This window comes from Thermoflavimicrobium dichotomicum, assembly GCF_900114055.1.
GTDB classification, from domain to species: Bacteria; Bacillota; Bacilli; order Thermoactinomycetales; family Thermoactinomycetaceae; genus Thermoflavimicrobium; species Thermoflavimicrobium dichotomicum.
On record NZ_FORR01000002.1, the window covers coordinates 1 to 19,900 of the forward strand.

Here is a 19,900-nt window from a genome sequence, read left to right on the forward strand (position 1 = left end):
CAGGCGATCACTTCACCGACATTGGCCTGTACCCCACGGAACTGGTCGGTACCTGACGCCCGGATGGCTTTCAGCAACAGACCGATGATAAAGTCCAGCTTCACTGCCAGGCGGGTCATGCCGTGGAAGGTAAAACGGTTCAGGAAACCGCTGACCGGGAAGAAACCGTTGGCCTTGTCCAGATCGCGATAGATCAGGACGTTTTCCCAGGGGATCAAGGCTTTGTCAAAGATCAGTACCGTATCGTTTTCGTCAAAACGACTGCTCAAGGGGTAATCGAAGGGGCTGCCCATCACCGATGCATTGTACTCATAGGACGGTCGGCAGATCAGCTTCACTCCCGGCGTATCCATCGGTGCGATAAAGACCAGGGCAAACTCCTCTTTCTGCACCGGAGAAGGACCGTAATGAGCCACGAAGTTGTAGTGGCAGCAGGCCGACCCGGTGGCCACCATCTTCGCACCGCTCACGATAATTCCGGCATCGGTCTCCTTTTCCACATGAACGAAGACGTCGGATACTTCGTGCACCGGCCTGTTCCGGTCCACCGGCGGGTTGATGATGGCATGGTTGAAAAACCAGACCTTCTCCTGAGCTTCCTTGTACCAACGGCGGGCATTTTCATCAAATGGAGCATAGTACTCCGGATTGCCCCCCAGGGTACCCAGAAAGGAGGCCTTGTAATCCGGTGAGCGGCCCATCTGGCCGTAAGTGAGGCGGGCCCAGGTAGCGATCGCATCACGGGCTTCCAGCAGCTCTTGAGCACTTTTGCTGGCACGGAAAAATTTGTGGGTGTAGCTGCCGGAACCGGTATCCGTCTCCGTCGTCAGAACATCCTTGTATTTGGGATCGTGCAGGGAGTCATACAGGCGAGCGATGGAGCGTGCCGAGTTGCGAAAGGCCGGATGTTCGACGGGATTCTTCACTTTCTCCCCGTACAGCCAGAGCTCGCGGCCGTCTTTAATACTCTCCAAAAATTCCTCTCCCGTTAGTGGTTTTCTGGTTAGTTTCTCCTGTTTGGTCGTCATATGAAACCTCCTTTAAATGAAATGGTTACTCTACTAAAAACCCAAGTACATGAAATTTGTTTGAGGTCTATCACCCCCTCAAATGGATGAAGTAGTCTAAAATTCGATCCAGTATTCAACCCTAATCATCGTAATTAACCGAATATTATAAATTGTAACCGTTTACAAAAAAGGCTTTTGGCCTAACAGGTTGAGTGTAAAGTATATCTGTACAGCCAATTGGAATTTAAACAAAATAGCACTATCTTTCAAATCAATCCCACATAACTCCTCTATTCTGTTCAACCGGTATCGCAATCCGGAGATGGAAAGATGCAGTTTTTGTGCTGTTTTATACAGGTTGCCGTTCAGGTCCAGGTACGTTTTCAACGTAAGAAGAAAGTTGGCTTGTTGTTCCTGATCGTATTCGATCAATTTGCCGATGGTTTTTTTACAGAAAAAGATCAGTTCTTCCTGGTCGGTACACTTCAGAAAAAGCGTAATCGGTTCAAGCTGTTCAAAAGTCGCCACAGCACTGTAACTGGGATAGGCCAGTTGCAAAAACCTTGTAATCTGAAGGGCATCCTGGTAACTTTTCCCCAGTTCAGTCAAGGATTGAACCGCTCTCCCGGAGCTAATATATACTTTGAGAGTTTTGAATTTTTCTTCGATCAATCCCTTTAAATCAACCAGGAATTCATATACACTCGGTTCATCTTTTTCTACTTCATACAGGATCAGCACAATGGAATCTCTTTTTAAAAAGGCGTTGATATGGGGATATTTTAAAACAATAAAGCTCAAAACGTTCTCCAGTTCCTCTTTTAGCGACACCTGAATAACCGATATCCTGGAATGCCCGCCAATGCGAATATCGAGGTCATGGGCTCGTCTTCTCAGGAGATCTTCGTTGTATGTTCCTTCCAGTATATCCTCCAAAAAGTCCTCTTTCTTCTTCCAGATGGACTGTGCAATGGCTCGCTGATGAAACAACTGGATAATACATACATTGATCGCTCGCTCGATAATCATATGTTGATGTTTTTCCAGTTTATCGTTGCCGATGACGACCATTTTGCCCAGCAAAAAACCATTGGCCATCAGTTCAAAGGTATCCAAATTCACATCCCGGCGTATTGATTTTGACAATTTCCACTTTTTATAATATTTTTCGTGAGTATCATCTTTGAAGCAGGCCTCCAGAATTTCCCCCAGGCTACCTTTTTCGATGACCACGCTCCGGTCAAGGACATCGGCGAGGAAACCCAAGATGAAAGACAGGCTTTTTCCTTCCAGCATAAAGTTGGTTAATTTTTTGTCGATCTCTTCAGCATGAAGAATCATTTGATTCAACTTTTCGATCTCGTTATACACCCGATCCAGCTCAGAGACCAGGTTCTCTGCCTGGTAATACCGGATGTCTTCCCGCTCCTCTTCCTTCCACTGATCGATCGTCTTGGCCACATAATAGCAGTAGTCATCTTTTTTTCCTGCACAATGCTTTTCCCTTACCAGCACTTGCTTCCCGAATACCTTGGTCAGAAAGCCACTGGCGTAACCTACAAGGGTCCAACACACTGGGGTATTGCATGTACCAAAATGGCGAATATGTTCCTCAACTTCATAGGAATTCAACCAATAACCTGTAAAATACAATTTTTCATCGTCAAATTCCAATATATCCGGTTCAACTGTAACGATTCCCTCTAACGTGTGTAGAAATGGACCCGAAAATAACAATTCTTTTTTCGAATCCCAGTCAAACATCTTCTGGATCGCTTCCCCGTCATGATAGCCGCATGCCCAACCGTACCGCATCAAAAATCCTTTAGCCCGTTCCATACCGAGGGTGCTGACCAGGTCCCTACGCAAGATTCCCATAGCTTCCGTTGACACGAGTGCCATCCTTAAGGAATGCAACTTGATGATCCCTGTGCGCGGATTAATGTCAATCACGTTTTGAAATAACAGTTGATGCGCTTTCACGGTCTCCTCACAGCTCCTATCTGGGATTCGATCCTATTCAGATGTTGACTTGAGGCTCGGTACTGTGAAGAATTTACCTTTGTAAAACCCTAGGGCATCCCCTTCCACATACCAATAGTTCTTCACTTCACCTAAATACAGGACATGATCACCTCCGTCATAGGCTCTCCATGGTACACATTCGATGGTGGCAAGGGAATTGGCAAGATACGGCGCGAACTCTCCTTCCTCCCACTGAAGATCAAGTTGCTCTTGGGGCCGTCCGGCAAAATGGAGAGCCACCTTTTCCTGATCACCGCGCAATATATTTACCGCAAACGAATTGTCCTTCATGTAGCTGCAGGCTTTTATTTTCCGGTCTACCGATACCAGGATCAGAGGTGGGTCCAACGAAACAGAAGTGAAGGAATTTGCGGTAAACCCACGTGTTCCAATATCTGTTTTACAGGTGACCACCGTTACACCCGTTGCAAAAGAACCAAGGCAATTCCGGAAATCACGTGTATCCATTGATATCTCCCTCCATGTTTTTATACTAACAAATTTACATAAGTTTATTAACCGCAAAAATATACAGTATATACATACTATATCTAATATTATTGTTTAGTAGCAACATATTTTTTTGTGGTAACTTGATTGAATCCCAAAAAATAGCCCGTATCACAATCAAAGTGGTACGGGATCGTCATTTTTATGCTCATCTTCTGGTCAAAGTGGAGCTAGTATGGTGATTGGAAATTTTGTAGAGTGCTTTCGTAAGACCCCTGAAAAATCTGCAAAAAGGCTCACCTACATCCACTTCCAACTATTACTACTTAATAGACTCGCAATTTATGTTATCCTCTAATAGAGTAGAGCTCATCGAAATGATTGAGCCAAACTACAATAGGAGGTTTTTTCTATGAAAAATCGTCGCTTTTTAACTTCATTGGCAATTGCGGGAGCGCTGATGGTCACAAGCCCGCTTAGCATATTTGCTGCAGGTAAGCAGGATCTAGGTACGGAAAATCAATCAGACTCGACAGTCCGTATTCATTATATACAGTCAACTCTGAATAATTTTGATATTGAGGAAATTTTGAGACAAATTGGCTTCATTGGCTGCCAAATGCCAACCCAACAACAGCCCGATCAATCGAAACCGGCACCTGCAAAAGAACAGGCACAACAATCCCAGTCCAAAAAAGAGCAAGCACCAAACCAAACCGCGAAGCCAGCACCTTCCCAGTCGGATGCTTCCGAACAACAACAAACCAGCTACACGCTCAGTGAATTTGAAAAACAAGTGGTGGACCTTACCAATCAAGAGCGGGCCAAATATGGATTGCCTGCCCTTAAAGTAGACCCGAAACTGAGCCAAATGGCGCGTGACAAAGCAAAGGATATGCATGATAATAACTATTTCGACCACATCAGCCCAACCTACGGTTCCCCATTTGACATGATGAAACAGTATGGCATCCAGTTCAATGCTGCAGGTGAAAATATTGCGATGGGACAACTCACCCCGCAAGAAGTGGTGAATGGCTGGATGAACAGTGAAGGACACCGTAAAAATATCCTGAATAAAGATTTCAATTATATCGGTGTGGGTTATGTCAAAGACGGAAACTACTGGGTACAGGAATTTATCGGGAAATAAGGCCCCTGTCGATTTGAATCAAAAAGGATCGTTACCCCTGAATTTTTCAGGGGTAACGATCTATATCCGTTAAACGTTTGTCGAAGATGGGACGGACATAGGATCATGCCGTTTACTGTTCCAATTTCTCAATGCGACCAAATCTATGTATATTTTCTTCCGAGATCTTGGAGAGTTGGTCGAGAAAAGCAATCTGAAAGCTTCCCGGCCCTTTATGCACTGTATCTTTCGCAGCCATTTCTGCTGCAATGCCATAGATAGTCACGCCGGAGACAGATGCAAGCAAGTGATTTTCTTCTACCGCCACGAAGGCTCCTAGCACAGAAGACAACAAACAGCCAGTCCCGGTCACTTTGGTCAGGATCGGATGACCATTATGGATTACATAGGTATCTGTTCCATCTGTCACTACATCATCTTTACCAGTCATAACCACAATGGTTTGAAATTGATTGGCTACGGACTTGGCCAGTAACATATCATCTTCTGCTTTGGAAGCTACGGAATCCACTCCCTTGGTCATTCCTTTTTTCCCACCAAGACTGGCAATCTCACCCGCATTTCCCCTAATAACGGATACCTTGATTTCGCTTAGAATCCGCTCAGCCATTTCCAATCGGTATGATGTGCTCCCTACCCCAACCGGGTCAAAAATAACTGGAACTCCATGTTTATTGGCCGATTTTCCAGCTATAATCATGGCATCTACCACATCTGTGGTCAATGTTCCAATATTTAAAACCAGAGCCCCAGCCAGTTTGACCATCATGGCTACTTCTTCGGGTGCATACGCCATGACGGGAGAAGCACCCAGGGCAAGCAATCCATTTGCTGTGAAATTCGTGACGACTGCATTGGTAATGTTATGGACAAGCGGATTTTCAGTACGAACCCGATTTAACACTGTGGCGATTTCTTGCTTCATTTTCCTCTGTCCTTTCCTTCTCTATGAATACCTGTATATCTTACATAGTAAATTATATTAGCTTGTTGACAAAGTATCCGTTATATGCCAGTTTTCCTTTACCGTTTCACTCCCGCTCTATAAAAATGAGCAATAAGTCGTTCAACTGGAAAAGGAAAACCGGGTTTGTAACGACCCAAGAATCGCACGGCTTCAGCCGTGTAGAATGTCAAACATTTCCAATCGATTTCTGAATCGTTTGGATCACTGATCTTAAATCCTCAATGGGAATTTGCCCTGGAGCAGAGCTTTTCTCTCCAATAGCAAATGTGATATTGGAACCAAAAACCCAACCAAACATGCGAGTAATGGCTCCCAATCTTCCCATCGACATGGTCACCATAGGAATCTTCAATCGTTTTTGGGCTTCCTGAGTCGCTTTTAATAAAACCAGGACATCTTCTTGAGAAGTGGGCATCACCGCAATTTTGGCAATATCGGCACCATAAGATTCCGCTTGCAGCAATTTTTCAACCAACGACGAATCATCTGGAGTGGAATAAAAATTATGGTATGACAGAATCAGGGAAACTCCATATTCTCTTGATACCTGGCGAAGAACATGGATATTTTCCGGTTCATTGTCCATTTCATAGTCGATAAGGTCGACCTGGTTGCTTTTACACACATCCGAAATCAATCGAATTTTGTCCTTCTCCTCTAAAGCGATGGGTTGTCCTCCTTCTTTTTGCGAGCGAATCGTAAAAAGAATCGGAATCTGGCCAACAAGCTCCCGGATTTTGGATGCAGTTTCAATCACCTTCTGAGAATCATCAAGATCGCTAAAAAAATCAGCGCGCCATTCAATGATGTCAGGTTCTTTTCGGCGTATTTTCTCCAGCTCCGCCATAATTTGATCGACATCGCTGCCAACCAGTGGGGTACAAATCAGGGGCTGATTGCCTCCAATCACCTTTCCTCTGACTAAAACAACCTTTTTTGATGAATCCATGAATAGCCTCCTTATTGATATCTCGAAAATTTCATCACAATCATTTTCGTTTCTGTCATATCCTCAATGGCATAGCGTGGACCTTCACGCCCGATTCCACTCTGTTTTACTCCACCATAAGGCCAATGATCCAGTCGGAAGTTAGAGGTTCCATTGATCAAGACCCCACCCACTTCAAGTTTGTGAGCGACTTTGTATGCCAGGTCCATTCGATTGGTAAATCCTTTATCCAGGGATACAGATGTAGGCTGTATGGTCAAGAGCAAGACGCTAGCATCATTCAGCCTTTTTGCTTCTTCTCCCGACCCTGAGTAAGGATTTACAATGGGGACAACTTCCCGGTCTGAACTAACCCATTTTCTATCAATATACAATTCTGCTCTTAAATTCATTGATCTTCACCTACTTCTCAATATGGCGCATGGAAGATCCATTGTATTGAACCAGATCTTCTCTATTGGGACATGGTCCTTTGATCCGAACGCCATTCATGAACTCCCAAATGCATGCGCTACGATTCCCGATATCCCAGTTTTTGCGAAATTTCCATTGCATTTACTTTTACCAATTCCTTCAATTGATTGATAATTTCAGGTGTGAAGCGATTGGTTGGGCCTGAAACTGATAAGGAAGCGGTTACTTCATGATTGATATTAAAAACGGGTGCGGCAACAGCTGCGGATCCAACCTCCCGTTCATCGATACTTGAAGCACATTGTTGCAATCGAATCTCAGGCAGTTCCTTTTGCAAGGTTTCCAGTCTTTCTTTGGAAGGAACCTGTTTAAAAATCTGCTGTTGAAACGCTTCAGATTGGTATGCTAAAAGCACTTTTCCACCTGCACCTGCCCACAGTGGCAATTTTTCTCCAATTTTCACCAAGTGTCGAATGGATTGCAAACCTTCACACTGTTCGATACAAACCCGCGATTCCTTGTCCAAAATATACAGGTTAACGGTTTCACGAGTTTCATCCCGTAAACGTTCCATAATCGGCTTTGCGATCTCCCTGATTTTAATGGACTTTCCTGCAATGTATCCCAGATAGTACAATCCTTGACCAAGCCGATATTTCAATGTATTGGGATCCTTCAGAATGAAATCATTCTGCTCTAGCGTTGCAAGTAACCGAGTGGTTGTTGATTTAGCCAGATTGATTTTATTTGCGATTTCTGTAAGGGTAAGTTCCTGTTCTTCCACCGTAAAACAGTAAAGGATGTCCAAAGCCCGTTGTACGGTTCGTAATCCTGATTCTGTTTTTTCATTGGGTTTGATCGGATTTGACATTGAATACCACTTCCCAGAAGTTCTTTTCTATTCCAATGTACGGAATTCAATTACACTCATCGGAACTTTTGATTTCATTTTACATTGGTAATTTTCTTTTTTCAAGTGCATTTCGACATTTAATAAGATTTTTTCTGTATCGACATCGGTCGCACTACTTTCTTCCATCTCTTTGGCACTGGTATTGATCTCTTGCAGTTTAGCAACGGTAATGTACAGCCCATATAATGTATCGGTCTCTCTTCTTTCCAATGAAATCAAGATGAATCCCTTATCGTATAACAGGAATATAGGCTTTGCATTGTGTTACATGTCTCCAGGCATTCTCACTGCGTATTTGATATCCATATTCTCGTAGCCTTTGCTATGTATGATTAAGCTTGATATTATAAATCTAAAACAGTTTTTTGCATATGTTTTTTAAGAAGAGAGTGGATGCAAAAAATGATGAATCATACAGAAATCCCCATCCGGGAGAAAAATATCGTATTGATTGGATTTATGGGAGTAGGTAAAACCACCATTGGCAGACTCGTTGCCAAGAAACTTTATCGGGATTTTATTGATATTGATGAGGAAATAGAAAAAACATACAACATGCCAGTAACGCAAATTTTCAAGGAATTGGGCGAGAAAAAGTTTCGCCAAATGGAAAGAGAGATCATCACAAAAATCTGTTCCAATACCCGCTTAAAGATTATCGCTTTGGGAGGAGGAGCTTACTTACAGGAGGAAGTTAGAAAGGTTTGTTTGTCCAAATGTATTGTCTATTTCCTTGATTTGTCCTGGGATTCCTGGAAGGAACGGCTTCCATTAATCATTAATAGTCGCCCTGTTCTTCAAAATAAAACGTTGGATGAGATTGAGGCGTTGTTTTTTAAGAGAAGGGCTGCCTATTCACTCCATAATTCAAAAGTTTCCACCAATGACCTAGACCCTGAGACTGCAGCCAATTATATTGTTGACTCTCTGATAACAGCCTGGGATCTTTATCAACCACTTAGTATAGTAAATAACGAATAACTCCATTAGAAATCATTTCAGCTTGTTGACAAAGTATCTTTTATATGCCGGTTTACCTTTTCCGTTTCACTCCCGTTGCTTAATTACGAGCAAGAAGTCGTTCAACTGGAAAAGGTAAACCGGGGTTGTCAACGGTCTCGAATAACTTCATTAGAAATCATTTCAAAAGTTCCTGGAGTTACAAGTTGATTTAACACTCCGCTCCTTTTTTCCAACTATTCCGACAGTTCCTCTTAGGGCCTACAATCTTTCAATTCTATCTGCCCTCCTATCCAGAAGTTGTATCCATAAAAGCACCTCGTTTTCCATCTAACGAGGTGCTTGATCAAATCCAAGGTTAGGATAGCGACTCAATCATTTTTAACTTGATGTTGAAAAAATTTCTGCAAATCATGTTGCAATACCTAAAACGAAGTATTATAATGAAAGAACGATTATTTATCGAAATTAAATTCACATGCTATCACGGGCGATACTTGTAACGTGTAGCTCGTGATAACATGTGAATTTTTTTTTCGATAATGATCTATTACATATTTTGGAGGTATTTAGACATGAGCAAGGTTACAGGTACAGTCAAGTGGTTTAATGCAGAGAAAGGGTTCGGGTTTATCGAAGTTCCAGGCAGTGATGATGTATTCGTACATTTTTCCGCAATTACCGGGGATGGATTTAAATCGCTGGATGAAGGTCAACGTGTAAGTTTTGAGGTCGTCCGAGGTAACCGTGGGATTCAGGCTGCAAACGTTACGAAATTATAAGTTCAGAAAAAAACAAGCTGTCGGCAATAAGCTGACAGCTTTTTTGCTGTTTGTTTTCAGAAACACTCATGCAGGCTCTCAAAGAACTGGTCAAAGCCAAAATCCATAATAAGGAAATCATATATTTGTCTCCCGGCTTACAATATGTTATACTTGCGCAAAGAGTATTAATTTCATTTATTTTCTTGAAGAAAAGGGGAAATTATGTTAACAAACGATTTGGATTTTCGTTTAGAACCACGTCTGAAAGAATTGTACGAACAACATAAAGAGCGAGCCAAAAAGATCGACTGGAGCTATCACGAGTTTTTGCCCTGGGACAAGGGGATGGATTTCAAACGTGTTCCGTGGGACGAAAGCCAGGTTACGTTGCCTTCCGGCATTATCACGGCTGTGGAAACTGCACTGTTGACCGAAGTCAATTTACCCTGGTTTACCACTTACCTTTCTGAAACGTTTAAGGGATCTCTCTCTGTAATCACGGATTTTATTCATACATGGACATCAGAAGAGGATCAACACTCCAATTTATTGGAAACCTATCTTTTACTGACTCGCAATGTAGACCCTCATCGATTGCACGAATTAAGAAAACAGGTAGTCGAAGGCGGGTTTGAACCTGATTTCCATACACCGATCGAAGCAATGGCGTATACGACTTTGCAGGAGCTCGCAACCATGGTTTTTTACAACAATGTTGCCAAAATAGCGGGCAATCACGATCGGGAGCTTGCTACTTTATTGCGTCGCCTCGCCAAAGATGAGATACTTCATTACGCCTTTTACAGAGACGTCATTCGTGCACATCTTGAACTGGAACCGAATTATTGCTACCACATCGCCAATGTCATCATCAATTTTAAAATGCCAGGTGCTGTCATGCCCGATTTCAAAAGCCGGATGGGGATTATTGCAAGGGAAGCCAATTATGGGCCGCTTCAATATTTTGACCAGGTTCTCGATGTGGTTGTTGATTACTGGGGACTGCGTGATTTGCGTCCGACTGCACCACAGGCCGAAAAGGCAAGAATACAGATTCTGGAATACCACGCAAAGCTGAAAAGAGTCCGTAACCGTTATGTAAGGTAAATAACAAGCCCCAACCATCATGGCTGGGGCTTGTCCTGTTTTTTGTGAAGGTAATCCGCTTTGCACGTTACGGTCTCAAACTCCTGAATAAGCCATGAATCCCCCATCTACCGGAATGGTGACACCTGTGATGAAACCAGACATGTTTTCATCGATTAACCACAACAATGTCCCTAAAAGATCTTCAGGTTTACCAAATCTGCGCATCGGCGTATGTTCAATGATTTTATGCGCCCTGTCCGTCCAAGTCCCATCCTCATGGGTTAGCAGCCTGCGGTTTTGCTCTGTCAAGAAAAATCCCGGCGCGATGGCATTGACACGAATACCCGCTTCCGCCAGATGGACAGCCAACCACTGGGTGAAGTTATTGACGGCTGCTTTGGCGGCGCTATAGGCAGGCACTTTGGTCATTGGGCATGCTGCGCTCATGGATGAAATGTTAATGACGGTCGCCCCTTTTCTGTTGACCATGTACCTGGTAAACACTTGCGTTGGGATGAATGTTCCCAGAAAATTCAGGTCCAGCACTGATTCAAACCCTGCTTTGCTCAGGTCAAAAAAGCTGGTTACGGCTTCATTCTCCACATCTTCCAGTTTGAACGTTTCATGGGTTGTGGTTCCGCTGGGGTGGTTTCCACCTGCCCCATTGATCAGAATGTCGCAAATGCCCAGCTCTTTTCTCACCAATTCTTCTGCCCGCTTCACGCTTTCCACATCCAGCACATCGCACGAAATGGCAATAGCGACACCGCCCGCTTCGGTGATGGCATCAGCCACTTTTTCCGCTTTCTCCAGCGTCCGGTTCAAAATAGCGACTTTAACCCCGTGTCTGGCGAGCTCTTTTGCCATAGCACTGCACAGGACACCGCCGCCGCCTGTAATGACCGCTACTCTCCCCTTAATGTTTTCATTGATCACGATCATTTCCGTTTCGCCTCTTTCCCCTTTCCAGTGAGTCCCATATTCCCCATAAGTACATGATTCCAAGGGCCCGGTCGTACAGCCCGTATCCTGGCCGGCTCACTTCTCCCCAGATATGCCTGCCATGATCTGGGCGGCAGTATCCGGTAAAACCATTCTCATGAAATGCTTTTACCACATCGCATATATCGACAGATCCATCTTGCGCCCGATGAGAGGTTTCAATAAAATCACCATTTTCATAAACGCGGACGTTTCTGATATGGGCAAACGGAATCCTGTTGGCAAATTCTCTCACCATCGCGGCTACATCGTTCTCTGGATTGGCACCCAGCGAGCCGCTGCACAGCGTTATACAATTATTGGGATGATCAACCAGATTCAAAAATCGGCGAATATTTTCCTGATTGGTTATGATCCTTGGCAATCCGAAAACAGACCATGGTGGATCATCGGGATGGATTGCCATCTTGATACCATTTGCTTCTGCAACTGGAATCACTTGTTCCAAAAAGTATTTCAGATTGTCCCACAGCTGCTCTTCTGTGACATCTTTATACGCCTCTAACATCGTGGACAGATATTGCAGACGCTCCGGTTCCCATCCTGGAAGGGTCAGTTCAGGATTTTCATTCATCCGCCTGACCAGTTCCGCCGGATTCATGTTGGCGATTTTTGCATGTTCATAAAACATGGCGGTTGAGCCATCTTCCAGCTCTTTAAACAAATCGGTGCGAATCCAATCGAAGACGGGCATGAAGTTGTAGCAGATGACTTTCACTCCCACTTTACCCAGTTTTTCGATGGTTCTCTTGTAATTTTCTATATATTTGTCTCTTCCAGGACGGCCCAGCTTAATCTCTTCATGCACATTGACACTTTCCACTACATCAATGTTCAGACCATGTCGATCAGCCAGCTCTTTTACCTCTAGAATTCGTTCCATCGGCCACTCTTCGCCTGCTGGCAGATCATGAAGCGCCCACACAATTCCCTCGACTCCAGGGATTTGTTTGATCTGTTCAAGGGTTACTGTGTCATTTCCTTCACCAAACCATCGAAACACCATTCTCATCCTGTTGTTCCCTCCAAACTTGATTCATTTCTCATATGTTCATGAACGTGCCTGGTAGGTTAACACGATTTTCACCACTTTATCGGGATGATTTTTTGCCTTTTTCAATGCACTCTCTATGTGTTGAAACGGCATTACTTCAGTTATAAAGGACTCGGCCAATTCCCTGTTTTGACTGAGAAAGCGAAGGACTTCCGGGAATTGGTTCACACTGTGCCTTGTGCCAAATAACTCGATATTTTTTTTGGTTAGAAGTTGCCCTGGGAAGGTTACATCTTTTCCGGTTAAGCCGACGATTACGATCCGTCCACCCGGACTGACCAGATGAATCGTCTGCTCAATCGTCAAGGGCAATCCTGCCGCTTCGATGACAATGTTAGAACCTTCGCCACCAGTCAGGCGATCCATTTCCGCAAGGAGGTTCACATCCTTGGCATTGATCAGGACATCCGCCCCCAAACGGCGGGATATCTCCAGCCTTTCCGGTACGACATCGACCGCAAACACATTTACATCATGTTCCTGTTTGAGCTGGGCCAAAATGGTCAATCCAATCGGCCCCATCCCCAGAATCGTAACCGTCTGCCCCGGCTGAATATCTGCCCGCTGGATCGCCTGTCTGCCGATGGTAAATGGTTCGCACAAAGCCCCGATTTCAAAGCTCATCTCATCCGGCATCACATGCACATGCGCTTCCGGAACCAGGAGAAATTCGGCAAATCCCCCGGGCCTCACAGAGCCGATCATGTCAATATTTCCACACGCATTGGGCTTGCCCACCCGACAAGGATAACACCTGCCGCAAGGGATGGCTGGTTCAACCACCACCCGTTCCCCCACTTTCCTCTCTTTCACTTGTGAACCCACTTCTTCAATGATTCCCGACAATTCATGACCAAAAATCTGCGGATAATTGGCATATGGATTGGAACCATCATAGAAATGAACATCACTCCCGCAAATGCCAGCCGCCTTTATTCGTACCAATACATCATGCGGCCCCACCTGCGGACGGGCAACCTCTTTAAAGTGAATACTGAAAGGCTTTTCCATGACAGCGGCTAACATACTCTCTCCCCTTTTTTCAGCGTTTATAAAATTCATGTGTGCTTCACCCTGTTCCCATCAAGTAGAGGAATTTGCTCGCACTTTGGAGTCCATCGACGGTTTAAGCGGTTTCACAAACAATACCACAGCGATCGAAGCAACGATTCCCAACGCACCTGCCAGCATGAATGCACCTGTGAACTGTCCGGTGATCTTTACCATGTATCCGGTGATAAATGGCGCGATAATACCAGAGATATTCGCAAGCAAATGAACGAATCCACTAACGCCGCCGACGCTTTTGCTGTTCACATTATCCTGAATAATTGCCCAATAGGTTGAACCTGTCAGATACAGGAAGCAGATCCCCAGGGACATCAAAACGACTGCACTTACAGCTGTTTGGGCCATGCCAGTCAAACCGACAGTCACTGCTGCTCCCAGCAAACCACCTACCAGGACCAATTTACGTGAAAATAGCAACTTGCCTGTTTTTTTATAGATGAAGTCTGTCAACCATCCGCCACTAACCAATCCAACAGAACCAATAAACCATGGAATGATGGTTGCGACACTCATTTCGGAAATACTCAAATTTTTGGCTGTAGTGAGATAACTCGGGAACCAGGTCAAGAAAAAGTAGAGAATATAGTTATATGCGAAAAATGAAAGTGCTGTAAACAGGACAGTCGGTTGCAACAGATAATACCCCAACGGGCGAGCCTCAGACTGGTCTTTTAAATCCGTTTGATCTCCTTCGATCAGCGCCACTTCTTCTTTGGACACCTTCGGATGCTGATGCGGATGGTCTCGCACGACTTTTAACCAAAAAGCGATCCAGACAAATCCGATGACCGTGAGCACAATAAATGCGATTCTCCAGCCAAATTGCAGTGCAACAAACCCTACGATCGGACTGGCTATTGCTCCGCCCAAAGGAGTTCCCGCAAACGAAATCCCCACTGCGCGTGCTCTCTCTTTTGTCGGGAACCAGTTATTGATCGTTTTGTTTACGCCAGAACCGATGGGTCCCTCTCCGACGCCAAACAGGATCCGCGTGACCAGGAGCGATGCAAAGTTCCATGCGAGTGCAGTCGCTCCGCAGAAAACAGACCAAAATCCCATGGCATAAGCGAAAACTTTTCTCGGCCCATACAAATCTGCCAGATATCCGCCTATAAAATTGAACAAAGCATAACCAACGAAGAAGATACTGAAAATAATGCCCATTTCCGCTGCATCCAGCTGAAATTCCTTGCTGATTATCGGAGCCGCAACAGATAGTGCCGCACGGTCCATATAATTGATCACGCCTGCCAAAAACAGCATCAACACAATATTTTTTCTGTAATTTTTCATGATCCGCCCTTCCCCCTTTATTGCACCAGATTTACGGTTACGATTTATCCCCTCAGTGTCCCATGAGCCAGAGATCCCAACCAAACAATGGTCTTTTCAGCAAGTAACCGCTTTCAAACCAGCCTCTCATTTGTATTGATAATCGCTACAATGAATGCGCTTTCATTTTTTCGAAAAATCCTCTTCATACCAATGAATGTCCCAGCTTTTCCGCCTGAACATCCCACCTTTCCAGTCTGCAGCCTCTTATTTGAAATAATTGGGATACATCTGCTTCAATTTTTCTTTTTCAAAAATGGCCAATGTCAAATGTTCTTGCATCACTTTCTCAGCCACTTCCGGCTGCTTGTCCCTGATCGCCTCCATCATTTTAACGTGTTGCGTATAGATTACATCCCAGTTCAGATCGGTGGCCAAACGCAACAGCCGGCTTCTCTTGAAATGCAGATTTAACGGCTGCATTGCCTCCCATATACCGCTTTTGTTGCAACCGGCAAAAATCGTTTCATGAAATGTTTCATCCAAGTGAAACAGCTTTTCATAATCTTTCTCTTCCATACAGATCGCCTGCATCTTGAGATTGTTTTCCAAATCCAACAATTTCTCGCGAGGAAAGTCTTTGCAAGCCTCCCTCACAACCGCCTTCTCCAAATGTTCACGCATAAATCTCGCTTCTTCCATCAGAGCCAAATCAATGAGAGAAACCACGGTTCCTTTCTGCGGATAGATATCCAACAGCCCTTCTTGTGACAAACGTAAAAACGCTTCCCTCACTGGCGTACGACTCACATTGAACTGATCGGAGATTTCTTTCTCGGAAATACTTTGCCCCGGTACAAGACGAAAACTCATAATCTCATCTTTTAACGATTCATAAATATAATCTCTCGTTGACATCAGGTTTCGTTTACTTTTCATCACTGATCCTCCTCATCCACCATTCTACCATACTACCATACTTGTATGGTAGTCTTTTTTTTCAGAATCTACTACTTATATTGTTGGACGGGATGAATGAATGCGGCGAATCGAAAGAACCACATAAAAAACCCCTGCCATCTTTTCAAACTACCGGCAGGGCACACGTGCACACTATATTTTCAACTCGCCCATTCTCACCAGCTCCACCACTGCTTGCGATCTTCCCTTGACGTTCAGCTTCTGGATCACATTGGAAATATGATTACGGACCGTTTTTTCACTAATAAACAGCTGTTTGGCTATTTCCTTCGTGGTTTTGTCCTGAACCAACAACTCAAAAACTTCCCTCTCCCGATTCGTCAACAAAGGCTTTCCCTTCTGATTACTCAAAATACTGCCACCCTTCCTTGCTTGAGCACTTAGAACATGGTGGGTCAGGGATTCAGTCAACTTATTGTATGAAACATCGCGTCATCGGGTGAAACATTCAAAACAATTTAGGCTCTCATGTTCTAGGTCGATTCCATATCCATTTTATGTTCTTGCGTTGGTTTGGGTTCCGCTATTTTTATTCGTTGGGATAGAAAATTGCTTGGATTCTACATGAGAAGCCCTTGAAACAAACCGGGCTATATTCCCATCATTATCCTGTTTCTATAAGCCTTGAAATGAATAGGTAAGTCGACGAGGGAGAATTAATTCTTTCGCAAGTTCGTTATTATTCATTGTCAAAAAATTAACATAACATTACAATAAACTTGTTACTCAGGATTCATTAAAAAATTTTCAGCCAGAGGAGAACATCATAATGATTACCTATCGATCTTTAAGTGACTGCACCTGGAAAGAGGCTGTTCACATTTGGAACCTATGCTTTGAAGGGTATATTGTAAATGTCCATTTTGATGAAAAAAGGTTTATCGCTCGTTTGGCCAAAGAAGAATTATCTCCTGAATATTCATTGGTTGCCTTTTATGGGGAACAACCTGTCGGCATTGTGTTGAATGGGTTCCGTCAGATTGAAGGAAAAAAGGTAGCGTGGAATGGTGGAACTGGGGTTGCAAAAGCATTCCGTGGCCAAGGGATCGGTAAAATGCTGATCGAAAAATGTTTGGAAATATATCGAGAACAGCAAGTGGATATCGCTACATTGGAAGCCATTGAAACCAATCAGGCAGCGATCGCCCTTTATCAAAAGATGGGTTATGTGATTAAAGATACCCTTCATTTTTATTCGCTTTCACAAACCCATCTGAACCATTATGCTCCTGTGGATCTTCCTTACCGGATTCAAAAGGGACTGGGTAAAGAGATCGCTCGACTTCCATTGTGGAACAAATGGACACCATGGCAAACACAATTAGACAGTCTGCCTGAAGCGGAGTCTGTCATTGTTTGGAATGGGCAAAATCAACCGATCGGGTATGCACTGTTTAAAGAAGTTACAGATGAGAATGGAAAGAGGGTCCGAACGATTCTCTACCAATGTGAGATTGCCCCAGATGTACCTGATAAAAAGCAACTCATCAGGTATTTATTGTCTCAGGTATTTAACTTCCATATATATAGTCAATATCCACTAAAGCCTTTCTCCTGCTCAACCTTTAATCTGACCACAGATGCCGATGTACTGGAAGTTCTTCAAGAATGGGGATTCCAAAGAGAAATGGGGCAGGTTTGGATGGAGCGTTTATTGTAGTGGGAGGTTTTTAAAACCAGTCACATGATTGCTTATCCAGCATATTAAAAAGAAATGCATTTTTTTTGCCTAACTGTGCAAATTAAATTTATCATTCTACTGAGAAGAAGGTGAAATCCCTATTATATACTCCATTCCGCCGCAACTGTATCATTGGTTCATTCGTCCCAAACGTTTGACCAAAAAATATATTCATGATCATTTGAACCATCACTTTCATTTTGATGGACGACGTATTCTCGATTTTGGTTCAGGAACAGGAGCCAACTGTTCGATTTTTTCTCCTGAAAACTATATTGGGGTCGATCCTGATGCCAGGCGGATTCGTTATGCCAAAAGGTTGTATCCGGGATACAACTTTCTCCCTCTGGAAGGGCATCAGTTACCTGTCGAGAACCAGAGCATTGATTACATTTTGATCATTGCCGTTTTACACCATATTTCTTCTGAAGAATTGACTGATTACTTCCGCGAGTTTGAGCGCGTTCTAAAGCCAACTGGAACCATTATTGTGATGGAACCTTATTTAGAAGCGGCTCGTCCCTTCAGCAATCGTTTCATGCAATGGTTTGATAAAGGCAATTACATTCGCGCAGAAAACCATTATCTCTCTCTCTTCCAAGAGCAAAATTATGATTGTAATATACTCAAAAAGTTTCGCAAATGCTTTTTGTACAATGAACTCTTTTTTTGTGCCTGTCCAAAAAAAGCGGTCCGTATCCAGTAATTTTGGTACGGACCCTCTTTATTCTTCCATCTTCTCTACAGTTTTTAACCAGCCACTTTTCATTCGTGGCAAAGTTTCCACTATATGCCCGGTTTTGTCTCCTTATGCATTTTGAAAAATTCGATACCCAAAAAGACGATCCGTACCGGATACTGTACGGATCTCATTCAATGTATTCGTTATATGACGGTTTTCCTTTTCCGTTTCACTCCTGGATCATGATAAACGTGTTTATTAAACTTCAATCTTTCCTCTCTTTTCATGAACAGGTAACACAAAAGCAAACAGGGGATACAGATCAAAGCCATTCCCAGGAATGGAAGACGGATCGAATACTGGGACAACCAGCCGCCAACTGCACCCAACATGCCCACACTCAGGCTCATGACAAGGGCCGAATAACTGCCAAAAGCAGATGGAATATACTCATTCGGAACCTGTTCATGGTAAACCTGACAAAAGCATAGTGCGTGAGGGCAAACGTAATGGCATGTAACAGCTGTGTGAAGATGAAAATAAATAGATCCTGAAAGAAAAACACGAACGACCATCGGACAATGGAAAAAATAATGGAAATCCCCAACATTTTGTAAACAGGCATCCGACCGAGTAGTCGATCAGAGATATAAAAGAACAAAATTTCAACCGGGATTTGCAAGGCCAACAGGAGAGAAATCCATGTATCGCCGATTCCCAAGTCCTTCAAATAGAGAACGCCATAGTTATAGTAGGCGGCATGAGCTCCTTGCGTAAGAAAACAAATGAAAAAACATAAAGCAAATCCTGGCAGTTTGAACAAGGACAGCAAAGACAAGCGAACAGAGTCATTCCTGACTTTTGCCTCTTCGGGAATGCCAATAAAGGTGCCGAGAAGCAGTAACAGGCAGCCTACGACCATGACATCAATCACAGCTTGATCACCGATCCTGGAGATGGCCCATCCGATGATTAGGACGGCAACAACGTAACCAATGGATCCCCAGGATCTGCTTTTTCCGTAATCAAGCTTTCCTTTTTTCATGAATGCATTGGCAAACGATTCATTCAATGCCAGATGAATGGGGTAAATGAGATTAAATAAGATCATAAAAATCAACGCGATATAAAACTCTTCAAAAGGAATAATAAAAAAACTGGCAAATATCACGGACAAACAGGCGATCCATTTGGCCAAATCTGGTAATAACAAATGCTTACATAATCTTGGGAATATAAACATCGTCGAAAAAGCACGCGCAACCAAGCCGATGGAAAAGAGCATGCTGGCATCGGCAATAGAAAAACCTCGACTTGTAAGCCAAGGCACCCAATAAGGAATATATATGCCCCATGTAAAGAAAAAAGCAAAAAACTGCATGGACATCCACGTCTGCGGCTTAAATGAGAAGCCTTTGCTTAGCTTGTGTATATATGGTTTGCCCAATCCATTCCCTCCTCTA

General features: G+C 43.7%; 20 protein-coding genes and 1 pseudogene. 6 read left to right on the forward strand and 15 right to left on the reverse strand.

Translation table 11 applies throughout. From position 1 onward, the window contains the following. The 3 genes from BMZ78_RS02430 to BMZ78_RS02440 form a co-directional block, all read right to left on the reverse strand. Positions 1-1,028 (reverse strand): 4-hydroxyphenylacetate 3-hydroxylase family protein (locus BMZ78_RS02430; RefSeq protein WP_093227735.1); only part of this gene is annotated, 1,028 nt, incomplete at its 3' end. A 162-nt stretch (positions 1,029-1,190) separates the two neighbouring features. Further along, positions 1,191-2,993 (reverse strand): XylR N-terminal domain-containing protein, encoded by a 1,803-nt coding sequence (locus BMZ78_RS02435; protein ID WP_093227737.1) that lies wholly within the window; start codon positions 2,991-2,993, stop codon positions 1,191-1,193. Positions 2,994-3,026: 33 nt separating this feature from the next. Then, positions 3,027-3,503 carry a flavin reductase family protein gene (locus BMZ78_RS02440; protein WP_093227739.1) on the reverse strand — a complete coding sequence of 159 codons (477 nt, stop codon included), beginning with the start codon at positions 3,501-3,503 and terminating at the stop codon, positions 3,027-3,029. Between the two features lie 394 nt (positions 3,504-3,897). On the opposite strand from BMZ78_RS02440, the gene BMZ78_RS02445 reads away from it, so the two are divergent. After that, on the forward strand, positions 3,898-4,638 hold the full coding sequence (locus tag BMZ78_RS02445) for a CAP domain-containing protein (RefSeq protein ID WP_093227740.1): 741 nt from the start codon (positions 3,898-3,900) through the stop codon (positions 4,636-4,638). A 112-nt stretch (positions 4,639-4,750) separates the two neighbouring features. On the opposite strand, the gene thiM is transcribed toward BMZ78_RS02445, so the two are convergent. The 5 genes and pseudogenes from thiM to BMZ78_RS02470 all read right to left on the reverse strand — a co-directional run bounded on the left by thiM (position 4,751) and on the right by BMZ78_RS02470 (position 8,100). Continuing rightward, the gene (gene thiM / locus BMZ78_RS02450; protein WP_093227742.1) at positions 4,751-5,563 is read right to left on the reverse strand and encodes a hydroxyethylthiazole kinase; all 813 of its coding nucleotides are present in this window, start codon (positions 5,561-5,563) and stop codon (positions 4,751-4,753) included. Between the two features lie 208 nt (positions 5,564-5,771). Further along, positions 5,772-6,554 carry a type I 3-dehydroquinate dehydratase gene (gene aroD / locus BMZ78_RS02455; protein WP_093227743.1) on the reverse strand — a complete coding sequence of 261 codons (783 nt, stop codon included), beginning with the start codon at positions 6,552-6,554 and terminating at the stop codon, positions 5,772-5,774. Between the two features lie 11 nt (positions 6,555-6,565). Continuing rightward, positions 6,566-6,883: pseudogene (locus tag BMZ78_RS02460) on the reverse strand (aldehyde dehydrogenase family protein); the annotation flags it as partial. 182 nt (positions 6,884-7,065) lie between these two features. After that, positions 7,066-7,839, reverse strand: a complete 774-nt coding sequence (locus BMZ78_RS02465; protein WP_093227745.1) for an IclR family transcriptional regulator — start codon at positions 7,837-7,839, stop codon at positions 7,066-7,068. A gap of 27 nt (positions 7,840-7,866) precedes the next feature. Next, positions 7,867-8,100: a hypothetical protein gene (locus tag BMZ78_RS02470; RefSeq protein ID WP_093227746.1), complete on the reverse strand. Its 234-nt coding sequence runs from the start codon at positions 8,098-8,100 to the stop codon at positions 7,867-7,869. A 183-nt stretch (positions 8,101-8,283) separates the two neighbouring features. On the opposite strand from BMZ78_RS02470, the gene BMZ78_RS02475 reads away from it, so the two are divergent. The 3 genes from BMZ78_RS02475 to BMZ78_RS02485 all read left to right on the forward strand — a co-directional run bounded on the left by BMZ78_RS02475 (position 8,284) and on the right by BMZ78_RS02485 (position 10,712). Further along, the gene (locus BMZ78_RS02475; protein ID WP_093228284.1) at positions 8,284-8,862 is read left to right on the forward strand and encodes a shikimate kinase; all 579 of its coding nucleotides are present in this window, start codon (positions 8,284-8,286) and stop codon (positions 8,860-8,862) included. A 554-nt stretch (positions 8,863-9,416) separates the two neighbouring features. Continuing rightward, positions 9,417-9,623 (forward strand): cold-shock protein, encoded by a 207-nt coding sequence (locus tag BMZ78_RS02480; protein WP_093227748.1) that lies wholly within the window; start codon positions 9,417-9,419, stop codon positions 9,621-9,623. A 204-nt stretch (positions 9,624-9,827) separates the two neighbouring features. Beyond that, the gene (locus tag BMZ78_RS02485) at positions 9,828-10,712 is read left to right on the forward strand and encodes an acyl-ACP desaturase (RefSeq protein WP_093227750.1); all 885 of its coding nucleotides are present in this window, start codon (positions 9,828-9,830) and stop codon (positions 10,710-10,712) included. A gap of 75 nt (positions 10,713-10,787) precedes the next feature. Here the strand turns inward: BMZ78_RS02485 and BMZ78_RS02490 are convergent, their stop codons facing one another. From BMZ78_RS02490 to BMZ78_RS02515, 6 genes are all read right to left on the reverse strand, one after another. Beyond that, entirely contained in the window at positions 10,788-11,636 is an 849-nt protein-coding gene (locus BMZ78_RS02490; protein WP_093227751.1) for an SDR family oxidoreductase, read from the reverse strand. Further along, positions 11,620-12,708: a mannonate dehydratase gene (uxuA, locus tag BMZ78_RS02495; protein ID WP_093227753.1), complete on the reverse strand. Its 1,089-nt coding sequence runs from the start codon at positions 12,706-12,708 to the stop codon at positions 11,620-11,622. The genes BMZ78_RS02490 and uxuA overlap by 17 nt, the downstream gene beginning before the upstream one ends. Positions 12,709-12,747: 39 nt before the next feature. Continuing rightward, a complete protein-coding gene (locus tag BMZ78_RS02500) occupies positions 12,748-13,812 on the reverse strand; it encodes a zinc-binding alcohol dehydrogenase family protein (RefSeq protein ID WP_245739713.1) in 1,065 nt (354 codons plus the stop codon). Positions 13,813-13,833: 21 nt separating this feature from the next. Further along, positions 13,834-15,117, reverse strand: a complete 1,284-nt coding sequence (locus tag BMZ78_RS02505; protein WP_425263907.1) for an MFS transporter — start codon at positions 15,115-15,117, stop codon at positions 13,834-13,836. Positions 15,118-15,360: 243 nt separating this feature from the next. Then, positions 15,361-16,032, reverse strand: coding sequence for a GntR family transcriptional regulator (locus tag BMZ78_RS02510; protein WP_093227756.1), 672 nt, complete (start codon positions 16,030-16,032; stop codon positions 15,361-15,363). Between the two features lie 174 nt (positions 16,033-16,206). Further along, positions 16,207-16,425 carry a helix-turn-helix domain-containing protein gene (locus BMZ78_RS02515; protein ID WP_425263904.1) on the reverse strand — a complete coding sequence of 73 codons (219 nt, stop codon included), beginning with the start codon at positions 16,423-16,425 and terminating at the stop codon, positions 16,207-16,209. A gap of 418 nt (positions 16,426-16,843) precedes the next feature. Here BMZ78_RS02515 and BMZ78_RS02520 point away from each other — a divergent pair, with 418 nt between their 5' ends. Continuing rightward, entirely contained in the window at positions 16,844-17,734 is an 891-nt protein-coding gene (locus tag BMZ78_RS02520; protein WP_093227757.1) for a GNAT family N-acetyltransferase, read from the forward strand. A 202-nt stretch (positions 17,735-17,936) separates the two neighbouring features. Next, positions 17,937-18,461, forward strand: a complete 525-nt coding sequence (locus BMZ78_RS02525; protein WP_175482248.1) for a class I SAM-dependent methyltransferase — start codon at positions 17,937-17,939, stop codon at positions 18,459-18,461. 382 nt (positions 18,462-18,843) lie between these two features. Here BMZ78_RS02525 and BMZ78_RS02530 read toward each other — a convergent pair whose 3' ends face one another. Then, complete coding sequence (locus BMZ78_RS02530) at positions 18,844-19,884, reverse strand: MFS transporter (RefSeq protein WP_175482249.1); 1,041 nt, start codon at positions 19,882-19,884, stop codon at positions 18,844-18,846. Between the last annotated feature and the right edge of the window lie 16 nt (positions 19,885-19,900).

Bases quoted from the DNA above. Each gene is read 5' to 3' on its own strand.
- BMZ78_RS02440 (WP_093227739.1), bottom strand. From the start codon at position 3,503: ATGGATACACGTGATTTCCGGAATTGCCTTGGTTCTTTTGCAACGGGT.
- BMZ78_RS02445 (WP_093227740.1), top strand. From the start codon at position 3,898: ATGAAAAATCGTCGCTTTTTAACTTCATTGGCAATTGCGGGAGCGCTG.
- thiM (WP_093227742.1), bottom strand. From the start codon at position 5,563: ATGAAGCAAGAAATCGCCACAGTGTTAAATCGGGTTCGTACTGAAAAT.
- aroD (WP_093227743.1), bottom strand. From the start codon at position 6,554: ATGGATTCATCAAAAAAGGTTGTTTTAGTCAGAGGAAAGGTGATTGGA.
- BMZ78_RS02465 (WP_093227745.1), bottom strand. From the start codon at position 7,839: ATGTCAAATCCGATCAAACCCAATGAAAAAACAGAATCAGGATTACGA.
- BMZ78_RS02475 (WP_093228284.1), top strand. From the start codon at position 8,284: ATGATGAATCATACAGAAATCCCCATCCGGGAGAAAAATATCGTATTG.
- BMZ78_RS02480 (WP_093227748.1), top strand. From the start codon at position 9,417: ATGAGCAAGGTTACAGGTACAGTCAAGTGGTTTAATGCAGAGAAAGGG.
- BMZ78_RS02485 (WP_093227750.1), top strand. From the start codon at position 9,828: ATGTTAACAAACGATTTGGATTTTCGTTTAGAACCACGTCTGAAAGAA.
- BMZ78_RS02490 (WP_093227751.1), bottom strand. From the start codon at position 11,636: ATGATCGTGATCAATGAAAACATTAAGGGGAGAGTAGCGGTCATTACA.
- uxuA (WP_093227753.1), bottom strand. From the start codon at position 12,708: ATGAGAATGGTGTTTCGATGGTTTGGTGAAGGAAATGACACAGTAACC.
- BMZ78_RS02500 (WP_245739713.1), bottom strand. From the start codon at position 13,812: ATGAATTTTATAAACGCTGAAAAAAGGGGAGAGAGTATGTTAGCCGCT.
- BMZ78_RS02510 (WP_093227756.1), bottom strand. From the start codon at position 16,032: ATGAAAAGTAAACGAAACCTGATGTCAACGAGAGATTATATTTATGAA.
- BMZ78_RS02520 (WP_093227757.1), top strand. From the start codon at position 16,844: ATGATTACCTATCGATCTTTAAGTGACTGCACCTGGAAAGAGGCTGTT.